Below are 16738 nucleotides of genomic sequence, written 5' to 3'. Positions count from 1 at the left end.
TCCATCAGCTAGCGGCGGACTCAGCGGTGTCGCGGAATATTGAAAGGGTCATATGCGGGCTCCTTGCGGCCCTTAGAAAATGATCCCTTTTAGGCTCATTTCCTCACATATTTGCGCATTCTGAATATTAATTTCAGCTCATACGATCCGAGTTTCAACTAAACACCGATCATGTGGTCGTTTCCCGTTCAGGGTCTGTAAAGCGATACCAACGCTGTCACAGCCCGACCTGGAGGATCGAAGATTTCTCCATACAACGCCGACAGCCATCGCCGGGCCTAGGTGGCGAGCACGTTGCGGAACTGCCACGGGTCGCTTTCGTCGATATCTTCGGGGAAATGTTCCCATCTATCCTGCAACGGCGTCCAGTCGGTGTAATGCGCCTCGACCGGACCAAGATAGGGGCGTTGCACCTCAAGACAGCGGGCGTGGTCCATCTCGTCGGTTTCGACGATGCCCGCCTGCGGGTTGTCCAGCGCCCAGACCATGCCGGCCAGAACCGCGCTGGTCACCTGCAACCCGGTGGCGTTCTGGAACGGTGCCAGTTTGCGGGTTTCGGCATTGGAGAGGCGCGAGCCATACCACAGCGCATTTTTTTCATGCCCGTAGAGCAGCACGCCCAACTCATCGATACCCTCGACAATCTCGTCGACGTCCAGGATTTCATGTGTGGTCTGCTGACGGCCCGAGCCGAACATCTCGTGCAGCGACAGCACCGCGTCATCGCTGGGATGATAGGCATAATGGCAGGTTGGACGGAAGTCCGGCGCGTCGGCGGCCCCGACGGTATAATAGTCCGAGATCGAGATCGCCTCGTTGTGAGTCACCAGAAAGCCGAACTGTGGTCCCGGTGTCGGGCACCATGTGTGAACCCGCGTGATCGCGCCAGGACGCTCGAGCCAGATGCCAGCCCGGCAGCCGCGGTCATGGGAGTGGGCGTTCTCAGGCATCCATGTCTCATGTGTGCCCCAGCCAAGTTCGGCGGGCTGGAACCCTTCGGAAATGAAGCCTTCGACGGACCATGTGTTCACAAAGGTGCCGCGCGGGCGGGGCAGGCGGCGGGCCTGGGTGTCGCGCTCGGCGATGTGCACGCCCTTGACGCCCAGCGACTGCATCAACGCTGCCCAGCCGTCCCTGTTGTCCGGCGCATCGACCTCGCGCCCGGTATCCCGTGCCAAGGTCAGCAGCGCCTCTTTGACAAACCAGCTGACCATGCCGGGATTGGCCCCGCAGCAACTGACTGCGGTGGTGCCGCCAGGGTTGGCCGCCTTTTCGTCCCGCACTTTTTGGCGCAGGGCATAATTGGTGCGCTCTGCGTTGTTTTCGGTGTCGAAATAGAACCCGGCCCAGGGTTCGACCACGGTGTCGATATACAGAACGCCCAACTCGCGGCAGTGCTTCATCAGGTCCAGCGAGGATGTGTCAACGCTGAGATTGACGCAAAAGCCCTGACCCTCGGGGAACAGGCGGTTCAATACGTCACGGTAATTGTCGCGCGTGATGGCCAGCTGTTCATGGCGAATGCCATGTTGGGACAGGAACAGATGTGTGTCCGGATTGGGATCGATCACCACCAGTTTCTCAGCGTCGTAGTCGAAGTGGCGTTGGATCAGCGGCAGGGTGCCCTTGCCGATCGACCCAAAGCCAATGATCACGATGGGGCCGTCGATACGACCGTAAACCGGGTGAGACTGCGACATGGGACCATCCTGTTCTTGACCCAACTATGGGTCGGTCAACAAAAAGGGCCGCGCCAGTCTGGCACGGCCCCTGAATCTGCAAGGTATGGGGCCTTAGTTCTTGGCGTAGAATTCCACCACCAGGTTCGGCTCCATCATCACCGGATAGGGCACATCGCCCAGCTGCGGTGTGCGCACAAATGTCGCGACCATTTTCGAGTGGTCGGCGTCGATGTAATCCGGCACATCGCGCTCGGCCAGGCCAACGGCTTCGAGAAGCGCGGTCAACTGCTTGGAGCGGTCACGCACTTCGATCACATCGCCTTCTTTGACGCGGTACGAGGGGATATTGACCTTTTTGCCATTCACACGGACATGGCCGTGGTTCACGAACTGGCGCGCGGCAAAGACGGTTGCCACGAATTTGGCACGATACACAACAGCGTCGAGGCGACGTTCGAGCAGACCGACCAGGTTCTCACCGGTATCGCCCTTGACCCGTTCGGCTTCGGCATAGATGCGGCGGAACTGCTTTTCGGTCAGGTCGCCGTAATAACCCTTCAGCTTCTGCTTGGCGCGCAGCTGGATGCCAAAATCGGACAGTTTGCCCTTGCGGCGCTGACCGTGCTGGCCGGGGCCATATTCGCGGCGGTTAACCGGGGATTTCGGACGACCCCAGATGTTTTCGCCCATGCGACGATCGAGTTTGTACTTGGCAGACGTGCGTTTTGTCACGGCTGATCTCCTTCGGTTGTGGGCCACGTGTCCGCCGGGTGGGCGCGCATGCGGCAGTGAAGGGCGTTGTCCTCTGGATTGCTCCCGACAGGCATCCTCTTGCAAGGGCCACCAACACCAACGAAGCCGCGCTTATACGCGGACATGACGGCGAGTCAACAGGCAAAAGAGCCAACTCGGCTTGACAGCCAGCGCCTGTGCCGCCCAACTGCCGCAAACACCGTCTGGCAGGAGAAATCGCAATGGGCAAGGTCGTGGTACTGGGGGTTTTTGTGGCCGACACCGCGTATCGGGCCGCGCGCCTGCCGCGCATGGGCGAGACCCTGATGGGAAAGACCTTTGCGCTTGGCCCCGGCGGCAAGGGATCGAACCAGGCGGTGGCCTGCGCCCGGATCGGGGCAGAGACGCATATCATCAGCAAGCTCGGGCAGGATGATTTCGCCCGAATGGCGCTGGGGATCTGGGAACAGGCCGGGGTGGTGTCGCATGCGCCGCAACTGGCCGACAGTTTCACTGGCGCCGCCTTTATCTTTGTCGATGACGCGACCGGAGATAATGCGATCATCATTTCGCCCGGCGCGGCGGCGTTGATTTCGGCGGGCGATATCGAGGCGCATGCCGAATTGATCGGGTCGGCAAGTGTATTCATCACCCAGTTGGAGCAGCCGATGCAGGCTGCGGTCCGGGGGGTGCAGATTGCCCGCGCCGCCGGGGTGACGACTGTTCTGAACCCCGCCCCGGCGGCGGAACTGCCAGACGGAATGCTGACATACTGTGACTATATCACCCCCAATGAAACCGAAGCCGAAGCGCTGACAGGGCTGGCAGTGGCATCGGATGTGCAGGCCGAAGCCGCCGCGAGACGGTTGTGCGAAATGGGGGTCGGCACGCCGATCATCACCCTGGGCGAACGCGGCGCGTGGCTGCATGGGCACGGGTTGATTCCGGCGGTCAAGGCCGGGCCGGTGGTGGAAACCACCGGGGCCGGAGACGCTTTTAACGGCGGATTTGCGGCAGCACTGGCGCAGGGCATCGATCCGGTTCAGGCGGTGCGGATCGGATGCGCCACCGCGGGGCTGTCGGTGACGCGTCCGGGGGCTGCGGCGTCGATGCCGGAGTGGGCCGAAGTTCAGGCGCTGCTTTGATCGGACACGCGCTGCCGGATCTCCGGCGGCTCGAACGGGCGTGCGGGGGGCGGCGTGCCGGTGAATTTTTCGATCTCGATCAGACAACTGTGCGCGGTCGGTCCCTGACCCAGTTTCGATGTGCCCTGGTCGCGGGTCAACACATTTGGATTGCCATGTCGGCACATGCCGGTTTCGTCCGGGTCCCACCAGGCGCCGGTGCTCATCTGCACGACACCAGGGCGGATCGTGTCTGACACTTGTGCCACGCCCAGACAGGCCCCCCGGTCATTGAACAGCCGCACCAGGTCGCCCGCGCCGATGCCACGCGCCGCCGCATCCGTCGGATTCAGCAGCACCGGTTCCCGCCCGTCGATCTTGCCGCCACGGCTGATGGCGCCCTGATCGAGCTGCGAATGCAGCTTTTTTGATGGCTGGTTTGACATCAGATGCAGCGGCCAGGTGGTCACGTTACCTAGCCATTCGCGCGGTTCAATCCAGGTCGGATGTCCTGGACAGTCGGCATAGCCGAAATCGGCAACCGTTTTGCAGAACACTTCGATCCTGCCCGAGGGCGTGGCCAGCGCATGGGTGTCAGGATCGTCACGAAAGGGTTGCATCATGACGGTCGCGTCTTTCGGCGGAGCGGTTCGAAACCAGCCCTGATCCTGCAAGGTTTGCCAGTCTGGCAGGTCCAGATCCTGTGCGGCAGGGGTTTGCCGTGTCTTGTCGTAAAGCCAGCGCAGCCATTCGGCTTCGCTCATGCCACTGGTGAAGTCCGCCTCGAATCCCATGCGGGCGGCAATGCGGCGAAAGATCTGGTGATCGTTCATCGCCTCGCCCGGTGGCAGAGTGGCCTGTTTCATGGCCACAACATAGGGGTCACGCAGGCTCATCATCAGATCGTCGCGTTCCAGATGGGTGCTGCATGGCAACACGATATCCGCTCTGCGCGCTGTAGCGGTCCAGCACCAGTCGTTGACGATCACTGTGTCCGGTTTCGCCCAGGCGCGGTTCAGCCGGTTCAGGTCCTGATGGTGGTGATAAGGGTTGCCCCCGGCCCACCAGATCAGCCGAATGTCCGGATAGCGCAGCCGTTGGCCGTTAAAGTCGAACCGCTTGCCGGGATTCTCCAGCATATCGGTGATGCGCGCCACCGGAATGTAACGGTTTACCGGGTTCTGCCCTTGCGGCACCGAGGCACCGGGCATCTGGCGGTAATCGCCGCCGATGCTGTTGCTGGCGGAGTAGCCAAAGGTGACGCCGCCGCCGGGCAGCCCGATCTGCCCCAGCATTGCCGCCAGTGTGATGCCCATCCAAAACGGTTGCTCGCCGTGATCGGCGCGGGTCAGCGACCAGCTGACCGAGATCATCGTGCGGTGTTTCGCCATCCGGCGCGCCAATGCGCGGATCTGCTCGGCTGGCAGGCCGCTGATCCCCGCGGCCCAGTCGGCATCCTTGGGCACCCGATCCGTCTCGCCGATCAGATAGGGCAGAAAGCGGTCGAACCCGGTGCAATAGCGGTCCATGAAATCCGGGTCGTGCAGGCTCTCGCAATAGAGCGTATGGGCGAGGCCCAGCATGATCGCCACATCGGTATTGGGCCGGGCCGCCAGCCACTCTGCATCCATCGTGCCCGGCATGTCGCTGGCCAGCGGGCTGATGTTGACAAAACGCACCCCCGCCTCGCGCGCGGCGGACATTCCGTCGGTCTGGATGTGCACGCCGACACCGCCGCTGTCGATCTGACCGTTCTTGACCGGGATACCGCCAAATGCCACCACCAACTCACCGTCCTGTGCCACGGACCGCCAGCCGGTCGTGGTGTTCATGAATTCGCGATAGCTGCCCAGAACATGCGGTATCATCGCCTCGGCAGCGGCAAAGGAATAGGTATACAGAGAACGGGTAAACCCTCCGGCGCAGGTCAGGAACCGTTTGAGCTGGCTGGGGGCATGATGAAACCGCCCTGCGCTGGCCCAGCCGTACGACCCGGCATAAATCGCCTGTGAACCATGGGTGTCGCGCACCCGTGCCAGTTCGTCAGCGACAAGGCGGGTGACCTCGTCCCAACTGACCTGAACAAATGCCTCGTGACCGCGCCGGTCGGTGCGGGTGCCGGGGCCGCCGCTCAGCCAGCTTTCGCGCACCATGGGTGCGGTGATCCGGCTGGGCGCGTTCAGCGCATCGACGATGCCGTGGCCGATCTGGGACGGGTCGGTGTCCTGTTCGAAATCCTGTAACCCGGTCACGCGCCCGTTCTGAACCTTGGCGCGATAGACACCCCAATGGGTGGCGGTCAGGGGCATGTTCCGGGTCATGGCGATTTTTTCTTTCGGTTGGTGGGGGCCGTTTTCCCCAAGTCGAGCGACAGGGATCAGTCCCGGCTGCGCAGGCTGTGGGTAGCGGCACTGTCAACCTGCAAGGGGTCTCCGGTCAAGACCACGCCGAACAGATCACTGGCCTGCTGAGGCGTGTAACGGTCCAACTGGACGTCGCACAGGACCGCATCCGGCGGGCGCTGGAACGGATCGCCATATCCGCCGCCGCCCGGTGTGCGCACATGCACGCGGTCGCCGGGGGCGAGCGGGATGTCCTGTTCCTTGGACAGGTGCGCAGGGGTATGGGGGTTTCCCGCTTGCCAGACGATCACCTGGTTCACACCTCCCTCCGCGCCGCCCATCACGCCCTGGGGTCCGAACCGTCCATGATCCATCACAAAGCTGGCCGTGGCTGCGCCGCGCCGCAGTTCGACCATATAATCCAGCCCGAACCCGCCACGGTGCAGCCCGGCGCCGCCCGATCCCTCGTGCAGGGCATAGTGATGATAGAGCACCGGAAAGGCCTGTTCCATGATCTCGACCGGCGGGGCCTTGGAGATGCCGATGGTGGAACAGCCGTTGGACAGCCCGTCATGATCGGCATTGCCGCCATATCCGCCGCCGGAAATCTGGTACATCACAAAATCGCGGTCGCGTTCGGGGTCATACCCGCCCAGAGCGAAATTGCCGCTGGTGCCCGCAGGGGCGGCTGTAACCCGGTCGGGCAGGGCGGTAACGAGCGCGGCAAATACCGCTTCGGCGATGCGCTGGCTGACTTCGGCGGCACAGCCGGACACCGGGCGTGGATATCGCGCATCCAAAAATGTGCCCTCGACACCGGTGACATGCAGCGGTTCAAACGCACCCGCGCTCATCGGGACTTCGGGAAAGATGTGGCGCATCGCCAGATAGACAGAACTGAGCGTGGTCGCCAGAACCGAGTTCATCGGCCCCGCGCAAGGCGGGCTGGACCCGGAGAAATCGAACCTCAGCTCATCGCCATCCCGTGTCACCGTCAGGTGGATCGCCAGCGGTTCGTTTACGACACCGTCGCTGTCGATCCAGGCGGTCGAGCGATAGGTGCCCTCCGGGATTTTCGCGATAAAGGCGCGCATCTGGATCGCGGCGCGGCGGCGCAGTTCGGCAATGGCCTGGGTCACGGTGTCATCGCCGTACCGGTCCAGCAGCGCGTTCAGGCGGTCCTCGCCGACCAGCAACGCGGCGGCCTGTGCCTTGACGTCGCCGATACGCTGGTCCGCAACGCGGATGTTGCTGGAAATGATCGCCATGATTTCGGGGTCCAGCCGGCCCTGTTTGAACAGGCGTACCGGTGGCAGGCGCAGCCCTTCCTGCTCAACCGCCGTGGCACTGGCCGAAAACCCACCGGGCACCACGCCGCCGGTATCCGGCCAGTGGCCGGTGTTGGAGAGCCAGCAAAAGATTGCCCCGTTGCGATAGAACGGGCGGGCAAAGCGCACATCCATCAGATGCGTGCCGCCGAGATAGGGGTCGTTGACGATATAGATGTCGTCGGGCTGGGGCCCAGCCGCCTTGCCCTGTGCGATCATCGAAATCAGCGTGCGGGTGGAATATTGCATGGTGCCCACAAAGACCGGCAAACCGCCGACGCCCTGGGCGATCAACGCGCCGTCTTCGGCGGCGTATATTCCGTCGCTGCGGTCGTTGGCCTCGGCGATCACCGGGGAAAAGGCCGCGCGGGAAAAGGACAGGTCCATTTCGTCGCAGACTTGCTGCAACCCGGCCTGAATGACCGACAGGGTAACCGGATCGAGGCTCATGTCCGGCCCCCGATCGCAATGATGATATTTCCGTCCGCATCGCCAGTGGCCACATCCCCGGGTTCGATCAGCAGCGTGGTGTCCATTTGCTGTACAATGGCGGGGCCGGGCAGGGTGAATTGCACTGGCAGATGGTCGCGCCAGTAGATCGGAGTGGTCTGCCAAGTGCCGCAGAAATGCACCGGGCGCTCGCCGGTTTGTGCGGCCTGCACAGTGTCCTTGCGCCCGGTTGGATCGATCAGCGCGCCAAGGTCCAGTTCGGCACGCGCGCCGACCACCGATGTATTTGCATTGACCAGATTGGCGTGAATATCGTCCAGTCTGACCCGGAAGCGGCGGAAATAGGCCGCATTGAAGAGGGATTGCAGATCTGCCGGAGTCACGTCGGGCCGATCCAGCGGCACGCGCAACAGGTGTGTCTGGCCGATGAATTGCATGTCGACGCTATACAGCCGCCGGATCTGGCGAATTTCGATGTTCTCGCGCGCGATCAGGGCCTCGCCTTCTTGGGTCTGGAGCGTGAACACCTGTTCCAGCTGTCCCGGTTGCAACAGGTCCAGTGGGGTATTGACGGTGTTGACGAAATCATGCCGCAGGTCTGCCACGACACAGCCGATGGCATTGGTGATGCCCGGTCTGCTGGGCACGATCACGCGCGGTATGGCCAGCTCGCGCGCCAAAGCCGCTGCGTGCAGGGGGCCTGCGCCGCCAAAGGCGAACAGGGCGAAATCGCGCGGGTCCGCTCCCAGCGAGATCGACACCATTCGGATCGCACCGGCCATCTTCATGTTGGCAATCTCGATCACAGCCGCGGCGGCCTGCACAGCGTCCAGCCCCAGGGGGGTGCCAAGCTTCCGGGCAAAGACCTCCTGCACATGATCCAGCGCGACACCGCCCCTGATTGCGTTCAGCCCCGCCGGATCCAGCCGTCCCAACAGCAGGTTGGCGTCGGAAATCGTGGGATCGGCACCGCCCTTGCCATAGCAGATCGGTCCGGGATCGGCCCCGGCGCTGTCCGGGCCGACTTCGAGCAGCCCTGCCGGATTTACCCGCGCAATCGACCCGCCCCCGGCACCCACGGTGCGCACATCGACCATCGGGACATGGATGGGCATTGCATATTCGATCTCGATTTCGTTGCTGACCGACGGTTCGGCATTGCGGATCAAGGCCACATCGGTCGAGGTGCCGCCCATGTCATAGGTGATCAGGTTCCCGATGCCCGCCTTGCGCCCGGTATAGGCCGCCGCCATCACGCCCGAGGCGGGGCCGGACATCACGGTCTTGGCCGCTTCGCGTGCGACACGCGACGAGCTGACCATGCCGCCGTTGCCATTCATCACAAGCACGTCGCCCTGATAGCCGCCGCGCTTCAATTCGGCGATCAACCGTTTGATATAGCGATCCAGCAAGGGTTGTACGGCGGCATTTGCGGCGGCTGTCACTCCGCGCTCGAATTCACGGCTTTCCGACAGCAGCGCGTGGCCCAGCGTGATGTGTTCGTTGGGCCAGAGGCCCGCCAATAACTCGCCTGCGCGCAGTTCGTGCGCCGGGTTGGCATAGGCGTGCAGAAAATGGATCACGACTGCCTCGCAACCGGCGTCGATCAGACGCTGCGCGGCGCTGAGAACCGCGCCTTCGTCCAGCGGCGTGACAATCTTGCCCGCCGCATCCATGCGCTCAGGGACCTCAAGACGCAGATCGCGGGGGATCAGGGGCGTGAATTCTCCCTTCATGCCATAGGGTTGCGGGCGGGTTCGCCGGCCCAGTTCCAGCACGTCGCGAAAACCGGCGGTGGTGATCAACCCGGTGCGGGCCAGCTTGCGTTCAAGCACCGCATTTGTGGTCGTGGTGGTCCCATGCACGATCAGGTCCAGCGCGGCCAGATCGCACCCGGCCTGATCCAGCGCGTTCAGGACCCCGAATGCCTGATTGTCCAGTGTGCTGGGGACCTTGGCCAGCCGTACCTGACCGGTATCGGGCAAAAGCTCGACCAGATCGGTGAAGGTTCCGCCCACATCGACGCCGACAACCGCGCCCGAAGATTTACCCATCATGTCGGTCCCGGTCCTGAAAGTCATATGTATGCGAATGGTGTTCGCAACCGGGCGACGTTGTCAATGTCGTTGATCGGGGGCGGGCGCAATCAGGGTACGACGATTTCGGCTGTGGCGCTCACCGGTGTATCGGATACGACATACGTGCGATGATCCTTGCTGTTCAGCGTCACCCGGATTTCGTGCCTGCCGGGGGGCAGGGTGCCGATCCGGGCACGGGACTCGTACAGGCGCTGCAGTTTGAGGCCGTTCAGATAAAGGTGCGCATGTCCGGTGCCGGGTACATGCTTGCCGTCTTCTGGGTCGGTGTCGAAGCGGAAGTTCCTGGTTTCGACCTGCACCTGCCAGCCGTCTTCGCTGGGTTGAACATCAAGGGTAATGGCGGGGGCCGGTTTATCGTCTTGGACCCGGCGAATATCGCCGATGCCAAACAAGCCATAGCTCGCCGCCTCGCCTTGCGCGCGCGGGGCGATCAGCCGGGCTTGGGTGCGGATCTCGCCGGCTTTTTCGAAACGCAAGGTGATCGGCAGCAATCGACCGTCCTTGAGTGTGCCGCCCACGCGTTCCAACAGGATATACGCCCCGTCGGATGCCAGGGATGGGCTGCTGTCCGCCGGAATGGCCAGCCCGGACTCCGTTGTGGTCGAGACCAGTCGCGACCGCTGTGCCACAATCGAGCGGACCGCGATCAACTTGTCCGCCGATCCCCGGTTGCGGATGGTCAGAAACACCCCGACCGAGCCGGGCGATCCCTGCAGCGGGGCCGCCGTTACATCCTGAACCCACAAGGCATCCTGCGTCGAGCGCCAAATCAATAGAATCGCGCCAACTGCCAACAGTGACAGAATTGCGAGCATGGCAAGTGGTTTTGCCGCTTTCATCCGGACCTCCTCCGGGTAATTATCCGGAACATGAGCATCTTCCAGTATTCGCCAAGGTTCAAGGGGTTGACAGTTTTTGGTCTGTTGCCCGCGCACCAGGCCCAGGCGCATGCCGCCGAACAGGGGTTTGTGCTGCTGTTGCCAACGGATGCCTATATCGTTGCAGGTACGGCCTGTGTGGCGTTGACCGTATTGCTGCTGACAATCCTGCCCGACCGGTTGGCAATGGGTTTGTTCCGACCCGCGCGGCTGACCCGGTGGATCCGCTGCGTCGGGTTGCGGCGCTGGACGAGCTGCCTGTCGTTCGGGGTGCTGGCGGTGTTGATCTGGGCCGGGCTGAACGGGTCGCGCGATCCACTGAGCAATCCACTGCCGCTGACGGTCTGGACGGTTTGGTGGGTGGCGCTGGTGACGTTGCAGGGTATGTTGGGCGATCTTTGGCGCTGGTTGAACCCATGGAGCGGCCCGGTGGCCCTGACGCGACATTTGCTGCGCTTGCCAGTGGTTCTGCGTCTGCCAACCGGTCTGGGGCAGGGCTGCGCGTTGGTGACGTTTCTGGGCTTTGCCGTGTTTTTGCTGGCCGATCCCGCCCCAGCCGACCCGGCGCGTCTGGCCGTCATTGTCATGGGGTATTGGCTGTTCACCTATCTCGCCCTGCTGGCCTTTGGTCCGCGCTGGCATTGGCGCGGTGAGGGGATTTCCATGCTGATGCGCAACTATGCGACGTTGGGCCTGTTTGGACGTACGGGTCGGAACTTGGGCCTGGGCGCGACCGGTTGGCAGGCCATAGCGCGCCGCCCACCGCAGATGGGGGAAGCGGTATTCATGGTGGTGATGCTGGGCAGCGGCAGCTTTGACGGGCTGAACGAGACCTTCTGGTGGCTCGATCTCATGGGGATCAACCCGCTTGAATTCCCGGGGCGGTCAGCGGTGACGATGCAGAATGCCATCGGTCTGATCGCTGCCAATGCCGCCCTGGTGGCAGCCTATGGCCTGGCGATATGGCTGGGGATGCGCCTGATCGGGGGCGAAGTTGCGCCGGGCCGCGCCTTTTGTCTGATGGCCCCGTCTATCCTGCCCATCGCGTTGGGGTATCATATTGCGCACTATCTGCCCAGTTTCCTGGTCGATGGGCAATATGTTCTGGCGGTGCTGAACGACCCGCTGGCACGCGGTTCCGATCTGCTTGGATTGGGGACCTTCTATGTCACCACGGGGTTTTTCAATGCGGCGGACAGTGTGCGTGTTATCTGGCTGAGTCAGGCGGGAGCAGTGGTGATCGGCCACGTGTTGGCGGTGATCATGGCCCATGCCATTGCAGTGCGTGCATTCGGCGATACCCGGCGCGCGGCGCTGTTTCAGACACCGTTGGCCGTGTTCATGCTGGTGTATACCCTGTTTGGTCTGTGGCTGTTGGCTTCGCCGCGCGGCGTCTGAGGCAAAGATGGGCCGAAAACACTGGACAAGAATTCCGCTGGTTCGCACACTAAGCGCAAGACGCGGCGGATCAGGGGCCGTCTTGAAATCATGAGGGGAACGTTTGCATGACCAACGATAGTGGAAAACCGTCCACAACCACGCGCCGTGGGGCGCTCAAGACCCTGGCCGCAGGGGCGGGTGCGGCCAGTCTGCCGCTGTGGGCGCGTTATGCCCAGGCGCAGACATCCGAGCCGATCCGCATCGGGTTTCAGGTTCACCGCACCGGCATCGGTGCTGCCTATGGGCGTTGGTATGATCGTACCACCACAGCGGCCGTCGATATGATCAACGCCGCCGGTGGTATCAACGGGCGGATGGTTGAAATCCTCGCCGAGGATGACGGTACCGACCCCAAGCGCGGTGCGGAGGTGGTCGAGAAATTTGCCAATCAGCACAATTGCGACATCGGGTTCGGGACCCTGTTTTCGCATGTAGTGATCGGCTCGGCCCCGCGCGCGGGCGAGCTGAAACTGCCCTATTTTGTGGTCTCCGAAGGCCACCATGTCGCCAGTGGCATGCTGAACCGCTATACTTTGCAACCGGGCATCACCGACGTCAAAAGCCAGGTCCAGGCGATGGCGCCGTTTGTGTCGCAGAACCTGGGCAAAAAGGTCACGATGATCTTTCCGGATTTCGCCTTTGGCCACGACCATCGCGACTATTTCACCGCTGCGATCCAAGAGCAGGGCGGCGAGGTTGTCGCCCAGATCGCCATTCCGCCGACCGAAACCAGTTTTACCAAGTATTTCCCCAAGATCCCGCGCGAAACCGAAGTGGTCTATCACGTCATGGTCGGCCCTGCCGTCTTGACATTTGTCAAGGAACTGGGCGAGTTTTTTGGCCCTAGTCGCCCCGAAATGTTTGGGTTTATCGACAGTCTGGAGGCGGTGGACATGGCCAGCCCCGGTCTGGAATTCCTGGAAGGCACCTATTTCTGGGAGGGTAACCCACGCTATGCGCAGACCGATCAGTCCGAGTATGACAAACTCTACCGCACTGCCGTGGGTGTGGATGAAAACGGCGCGTCCGTCGGCGACCCCAAGGACATTTCCACCTATGCCCATATGTTCGGCTGCTGGGAAACCCTGTATGTGATCAAGGCCGGGATGGAGGCTGCTGGTTATCAAGGCCCGGCGGATCGCGCCAAGCTGATCGAGGCGGTCGAGGCGATCACGGACATGCCCCATTCCAACGAACACCCACAGGGCACCAAGCTGTTCAACGGCAAGACCCATCAGGTATTCGGGCCACAGTACATCAGCAGGGTCACCGACGGCAAACTGATCGTCGTGCATACCACGTCGATCGAGGACACGATGTATCCTGACGAGGTCGATTATACGACCCAACCGCTTTGATCGCGGTGCGACCGGACCGCGCGAGGGCGGCGTAGCGTATGGAGATCGGCCCCTATCTGATGCTCGCCTCTCTTGAGGGGGCCGTGACGGCTGCGGTACTGGCGCTGACAGCGGTTGGCCTGTCGCTGGTGTTCGGCGTCATGCGCGTGGTCAATGTCGCGCATGGTGAATTCTTTATGCTGGGCGCGGTTCTGGCCTGGTGGATAACCAGCCTGATCGGCGGGCATCCGGCTTTGGGGTTCGCCGTTGCGCTGCTGGTGGTTCCGGTGCTGGTCGGGCTGCTGGCGGCGGCGGCGGACATGACGGTGCTGAAACGTGTTGCCTATGACCCTGAACGCACCATCGTCGCAACCATCGGCATTCTCTATATCCTACAGCAGGTCACCCTGATGACCTATGGCGCCGATGCGCGCCCGGTCGAACCGCCGTTCAACACCCGGCTGGCCTTGCCCTGGGTCGAATTCGTCGGGGGCAAGCTGCAACTGTACTGGCCCTGGGGGCTGAGTACGACCAGCTACAAACTGGCGGTGATCGGTGCGGCGGCCGGAGTTCTGCTGGGCGTCTGGTGGGGAATGACCCGCACCAAGGTCGGGTTGCTGATGCGGGCCACCCAGATGGATCGGGATATGGCGCTGGCCTTTGGCATTCCGGTCGAGCGGGTCTATGCGCTGGTTTTCGGGTTGGGCGCGGGGTTGGCGGCGATGGCGGCGGTGCTGATCGTGCCGATCCAGCAGGCGCATTACCTGATGGGGGGCGATCCGTTGTTGCTATCGTTCATCGTGGTTATCATCGGCGGTTTGGGGAGCCTGCCCGGTACGGTGGTCGCAGCGATATTGATCGGGTTGAGCGACGGTATCATCTCGGTATTCTTTTCACCCACGCTGGCCAAGATCCTGGCCACGCTGCTGGTGGCGCTTGTGCTGGTGTTTCGCCCGCAGGGGCTGTTCGGGGTGCGCCGCGCATGAGCGATCGGGCCAAGACCGTGCTGCTGCATGGCGGGCTGCTGGCCCTGCTGTTCGCGCTGCAATTCATGTTGCCCGCCTATCACCACGGTAATCTGGCGCGCGTGATGGTTCTGGCCAGCTATGCCATCGGTTTCAACGTTCTGTTCGGCTATACCGGTCTGCTCAGCCTGGGTCATGCGATGTTCTTTGCCGCCGGGATGTATGGCATGGGCCTGGCGGTACAGGTCTTTGACGCCGCACCCGCACTGGCGCTGGTGGCCGGGGCTGGTGCGGGGCTGGTCGTTTCCGGCGTGGTCGGGATGCTGGCGCTGCGCACCGCCGGTGTGGCGTTCATGATCGTGACCCTGATGTTTGCCCAGGCCGGCTATCTGACCATCCTGTATTTCGGCAGCTATACGCGGGGCGACGAAGGTTTCGTGATCCAGCAGGCGCAGCGTATCCTGTGGGGCATCGACCTGTCTGATCCCACCAACCGCTATTTCGCCGCTTTCGCGCTGTTCGCGAGCTGCCTTTTGATCACCCTGTGGCTGGTGCGCGCGCCATTCGGCAAGGTGCTGATCGCCATCCGAGAGAACGAAGAGCGGGCGATGATGCTGGGCTATGACGTTTTTGCACACAAGCTGGCGGCGGTGATCGTATCGGGCACGATCGCGGCCATGGCGGGGGCGGTCTATGGGCTGCTGTTCGGCTATGTCGGGGCCAGCTTTGCCTCGGTGCAGTATTCGATCTTTCCGTTGTTGTGGGTGTTGCTGGGGGGCGCGGGCACCATCTTGGGTCCGTTCATCGGCACCCTGTTCATGTTCTATCTGATCGATCTGTCCAGCGGCATCACTACGGCCTATATGCTGGTCGCGGGCGTGGCGCTGGTGGCCCTGACCCTGTTCGCACCGCAGGGGCTGGCGGGCGCGGTGCGCAAACGGATATGGCGGGGGCTGCCATGACGCTGTTGTCCACGCGTGGGTTAAGCAAGCGGTTTGCCGGGCTGCACGCGGTCGAGAACGTCGATTTCGATCTGCCCCAGGGCCAGGTGCGGGCGCTGATTGGGCCAAACGGCGCAGGCAAGACCACTTTTGTCAGCCTGCTGTGTGGGCGCATCGCCCCCACGCAGGGCACGGTGATATTTGATGGCAGGGATATATCGCGCCTGCCGGCGCACAAGCGCATCAATCTGGGCATGGCCTATACCTTTCAGATCACGTCGGTTTTTGCCAACCTGACAGTGACGGAAAACGTGGCGCTGGCAGCGCGGCGCAGGTTGCGCGGGATGGCGATGGTACAGGCGACGGAACAGGCGTTGGCGCAGGTCGGGCTCGAGGGCCGGCTGGATCAGAACGCCGGCGACCTGAGCTATGGCCACCAGCGCCTGCTTGAGATTGCCATGGGGCTGGTGCAACATCCACGCCTGTTGATTCTGGACGAGCCTACGCAGGGACTGGCCGACAGTGAAATCGAAGGGTTCATGGCCCTGATCCGCAGCCTTGCCGGACACACCACGATCCTGTTGGTCGAGCACAACATGTCAGTGGTGATGCAGGCCGCAGACCAGATCACCGTGCTGAATTTCGGCCAAATCCTGGCGCAGGGCAGTCCGGACGAGATTCGCGCGGACCGCGCCGTTCAGGCGGCCTATCTGGGGACGGGCTGATGCTGGAGCTGAGCAACCTGAATGTCGCGTATGGCCGCGCGCAGGTGCTGCGCGACCTGTCGTTGACGGTGGCGTCGGGCGAAATTCTGTGCCTGCTGGGGCGAAATGGGGCGGGCAAGACGACGACGATGAAGGCGATCATGGGGTTGTTGCCCCTGATGTCGGGCCGCATCGCGCTGGATGGGCAGGCGGTCAGCGATCTGCCCCCGCACCGGGTGCCGCGCACCGGTATCGGCTATATCCCGCAGGGGCGGGGGTTGTTCGCCGAGTTGACCGTGGCGCAGAACCTGGAAATCGGGCTGATGGTGCGCAAATCCGGCCCGGAGGTTCTTGAGGGTGTGCTGGAACTGTTTCCGCGCCTGCGCGAACGGTTTCGTCAGCGGGCCGAAACCCTGTCCGGCGGTGAGCAGCAGATGCTGGCTACCGCGCGGGCATTGTGTCTGGAACCCGAGGTTCTGTTGCTGGATGAGCCGACCGAAGGGTTGCAACCGTCCATGATCGAACTGATCCGGCAGGTGATCGTGGTCATGCGTGACCGCGGGGTGGCCGTTCTGTTGGTCGAACAGCGCGTGGATGCGGTGCTGGCCGTGGCGGACCGGGTCGCGTTCATCGAAAACGGCCGCAATCTGGAAACGCTGGATGCGGCGGCCCTGCGCGCCGATCACGACATTCTGCAACGGCATCTGGGCGTCTGA

The 16738-nt window shown here is 62.7% G+C and carries 13 protein-coding genes; 7 read left to right on the top strand and 6 right to left on the bottom strand.

Annotation, left to right across the window (positions count from 1 at the left end):
• Positions 1-278: 278 nt before the first annotated feature.
• On the bottom strand, positions 279-1700 hold the full coding sequence (locus NANH_RS0109830) for a homospermidine synthase (RefSeq protein ID WP_027261889.1): 1422 nt from the start codon (positions 1698-1700) through the stop codon (positions 279-281).
• A 93-nt stretch (positions 1701-1793) separates the two neighbouring features.
• Positions 1794-2414 carry a 30S ribosomal protein S4 gene (gene rpsD, locus NANH_RS0109825; RefSeq protein WP_027261888.1) on the bottom strand — a complete coding sequence of 207 codons (621 nt, stop codon included), beginning with the start codon at positions 2412-2414 and terminating at the stop codon, positions 1794-1796.
• 242 nt (positions 2415-2656) lie between these two features.
• On the opposite strand from rpsD, the gene NANH_RS0109820 reads away from it, so the two are divergent.
• Entirely contained in the window at positions 2657-3559 is a 903-nt protein-coding gene (locus NANH_RS0109820; protein ID WP_139236381.1) for a ribokinase, read from the top strand.
• Here the strand turns inward: NANH_RS0109820 and NANH_RS0109815 are convergent.
• The 4 genes from NANH_RS0109815 to NANH_RS27405 all read right to left on the bottom strand — a co-directional run bounded on the left by NANH_RS0109815 (position 3544) and on the right by NANH_RS27405 (position 10596).
• Positions 3544-5859: a molybdopterin guanine dinucleotide-containing S/N-oxide reductase gene (locus NANH_RS0109815; protein WP_027261886.1), complete on the bottom strand. Its 2316-nt coding sequence runs from the start codon at positions 5857-5859 to the stop codon at positions 3544-3546. The two genes, NANH_RS0109820 and NANH_RS0109815, sit on opposite strands and share 16 nt — an antisense overlap.
• A gap of 56 nt (positions 5860-5915) precedes the next feature.
• Positions 5916-7658: a hydantoinase B/oxoprolinase family protein gene (locus NANH_RS0109810; RefSeq protein WP_027261885.1), complete on the bottom strand. Its 1743-nt coding sequence runs from the start codon at positions 7656-7658 to the stop codon at positions 5916-5918.
• On the bottom strand, positions 7655-9715 hold the full coding sequence (locus NANH_RS0109805) for a hydantoinase/oxoprolinase family protein (protein ID WP_036050680.1): 2061 nt from the start codon (positions 9713-9715) through the stop codon (positions 7655-7657). The genes NANH_RS0109810 and NANH_RS0109805 overlap by 4 nt, the downstream gene beginning before the upstream one ends.
• Positions 9716-9804: 89 nt before the next feature.
• Positions 9805-10596, bottom strand: a complete 792-nt coding sequence (locus NANH_RS27405; protein ID WP_051372330.1) for a copper chaperone PCu(A)C — start codon at positions 10594-10596, stop codon at positions 9805-9807.
• A 30-nt stretch (positions 10597-10626) separates the two neighbouring features.
• On the opposite strand from NANH_RS27405, the gene NANH_RS0109795 reads away from it, so the two are divergent.
• From NANH_RS0109795 to NANH_RS0109770, 6 genes are all read left to right on the top strand, one after another.
• Positions 10627-12033 (top strand): hypothetical protein, encoded by a 1407-nt coding sequence (locus tag NANH_RS0109795; RefSeq protein WP_245601430.1) that lies wholly within the window; start codon positions 10627-10629, stop codon positions 12031-12033.
• Positions 12034-12140: 107 nt separating this feature from the next.
• The gene (locus NANH_RS0109790; RefSeq protein WP_027261882.1) at positions 12141-13433 is read left to right on the top strand and encodes an ABC transporter substrate-binding protein; all 1293 of its coding nucleotides are present in this window, start codon (positions 12141-12143) and stop codon (positions 13431-13433) included.
• A gap of 38 nt (positions 13434-13471) precedes the next feature.
• A complete protein-coding gene (locus tag NANH_RS0109785; RefSeq protein WP_027261881.1) occupies positions 13472-14398 on the top strand; it encodes a branched-chain amino acid ABC transporter permease in 927 nt (308 codons plus the stop codon).
• Positions 14395-15339, top strand: coding sequence for a branched-chain amino acid ABC transporter permease (locus NANH_RS0109780; protein WP_027261880.1), 945 nt, complete (start codon positions 14395-14397; stop codon positions 15337-15339). Before NANH_RS0109785 ends, NANH_RS0109780 begins: the two co-directional genes overlap by 4 nt.
• Positions 15336-16043 (top strand): ABC transporter ATP-binding protein, encoded by a 708-nt coding sequence (locus NANH_RS0109775; RefSeq protein ID WP_027261879.1) that lies wholly within the window; start codon positions 15336-15338, stop codon positions 16041-16043. The genes NANH_RS0109780 and NANH_RS0109775 overlap by 4 nt, the downstream gene beginning before the upstream one ends.
• Complete coding sequence (locus tag NANH_RS0109770; protein WP_027261878.1) at positions 16043-16738, top strand: ABC transporter ATP-binding protein; 696 nt, start codon at positions 16043-16045, stop codon at positions 16736-16738. Before NANH_RS0109775 ends, NANH_RS0109770 begins: the two co-directional genes overlap by 1 nt.

It is taken from the genome of Sedimentitalea nanhaiensis DSM 24252 (assembly GCF_000473225.1).
GTDB classification, from domain to species: domain Bacteria; phylum Pseudomonadota; class Alphaproteobacteria; order Rhodobacterales; family Rhodobacteraceae; genus Sedimentitalea; species Sedimentitalea nanhaiensis.
This window is presented reverse-complemented; position numbering and strand designations above follow the sequence as displayed.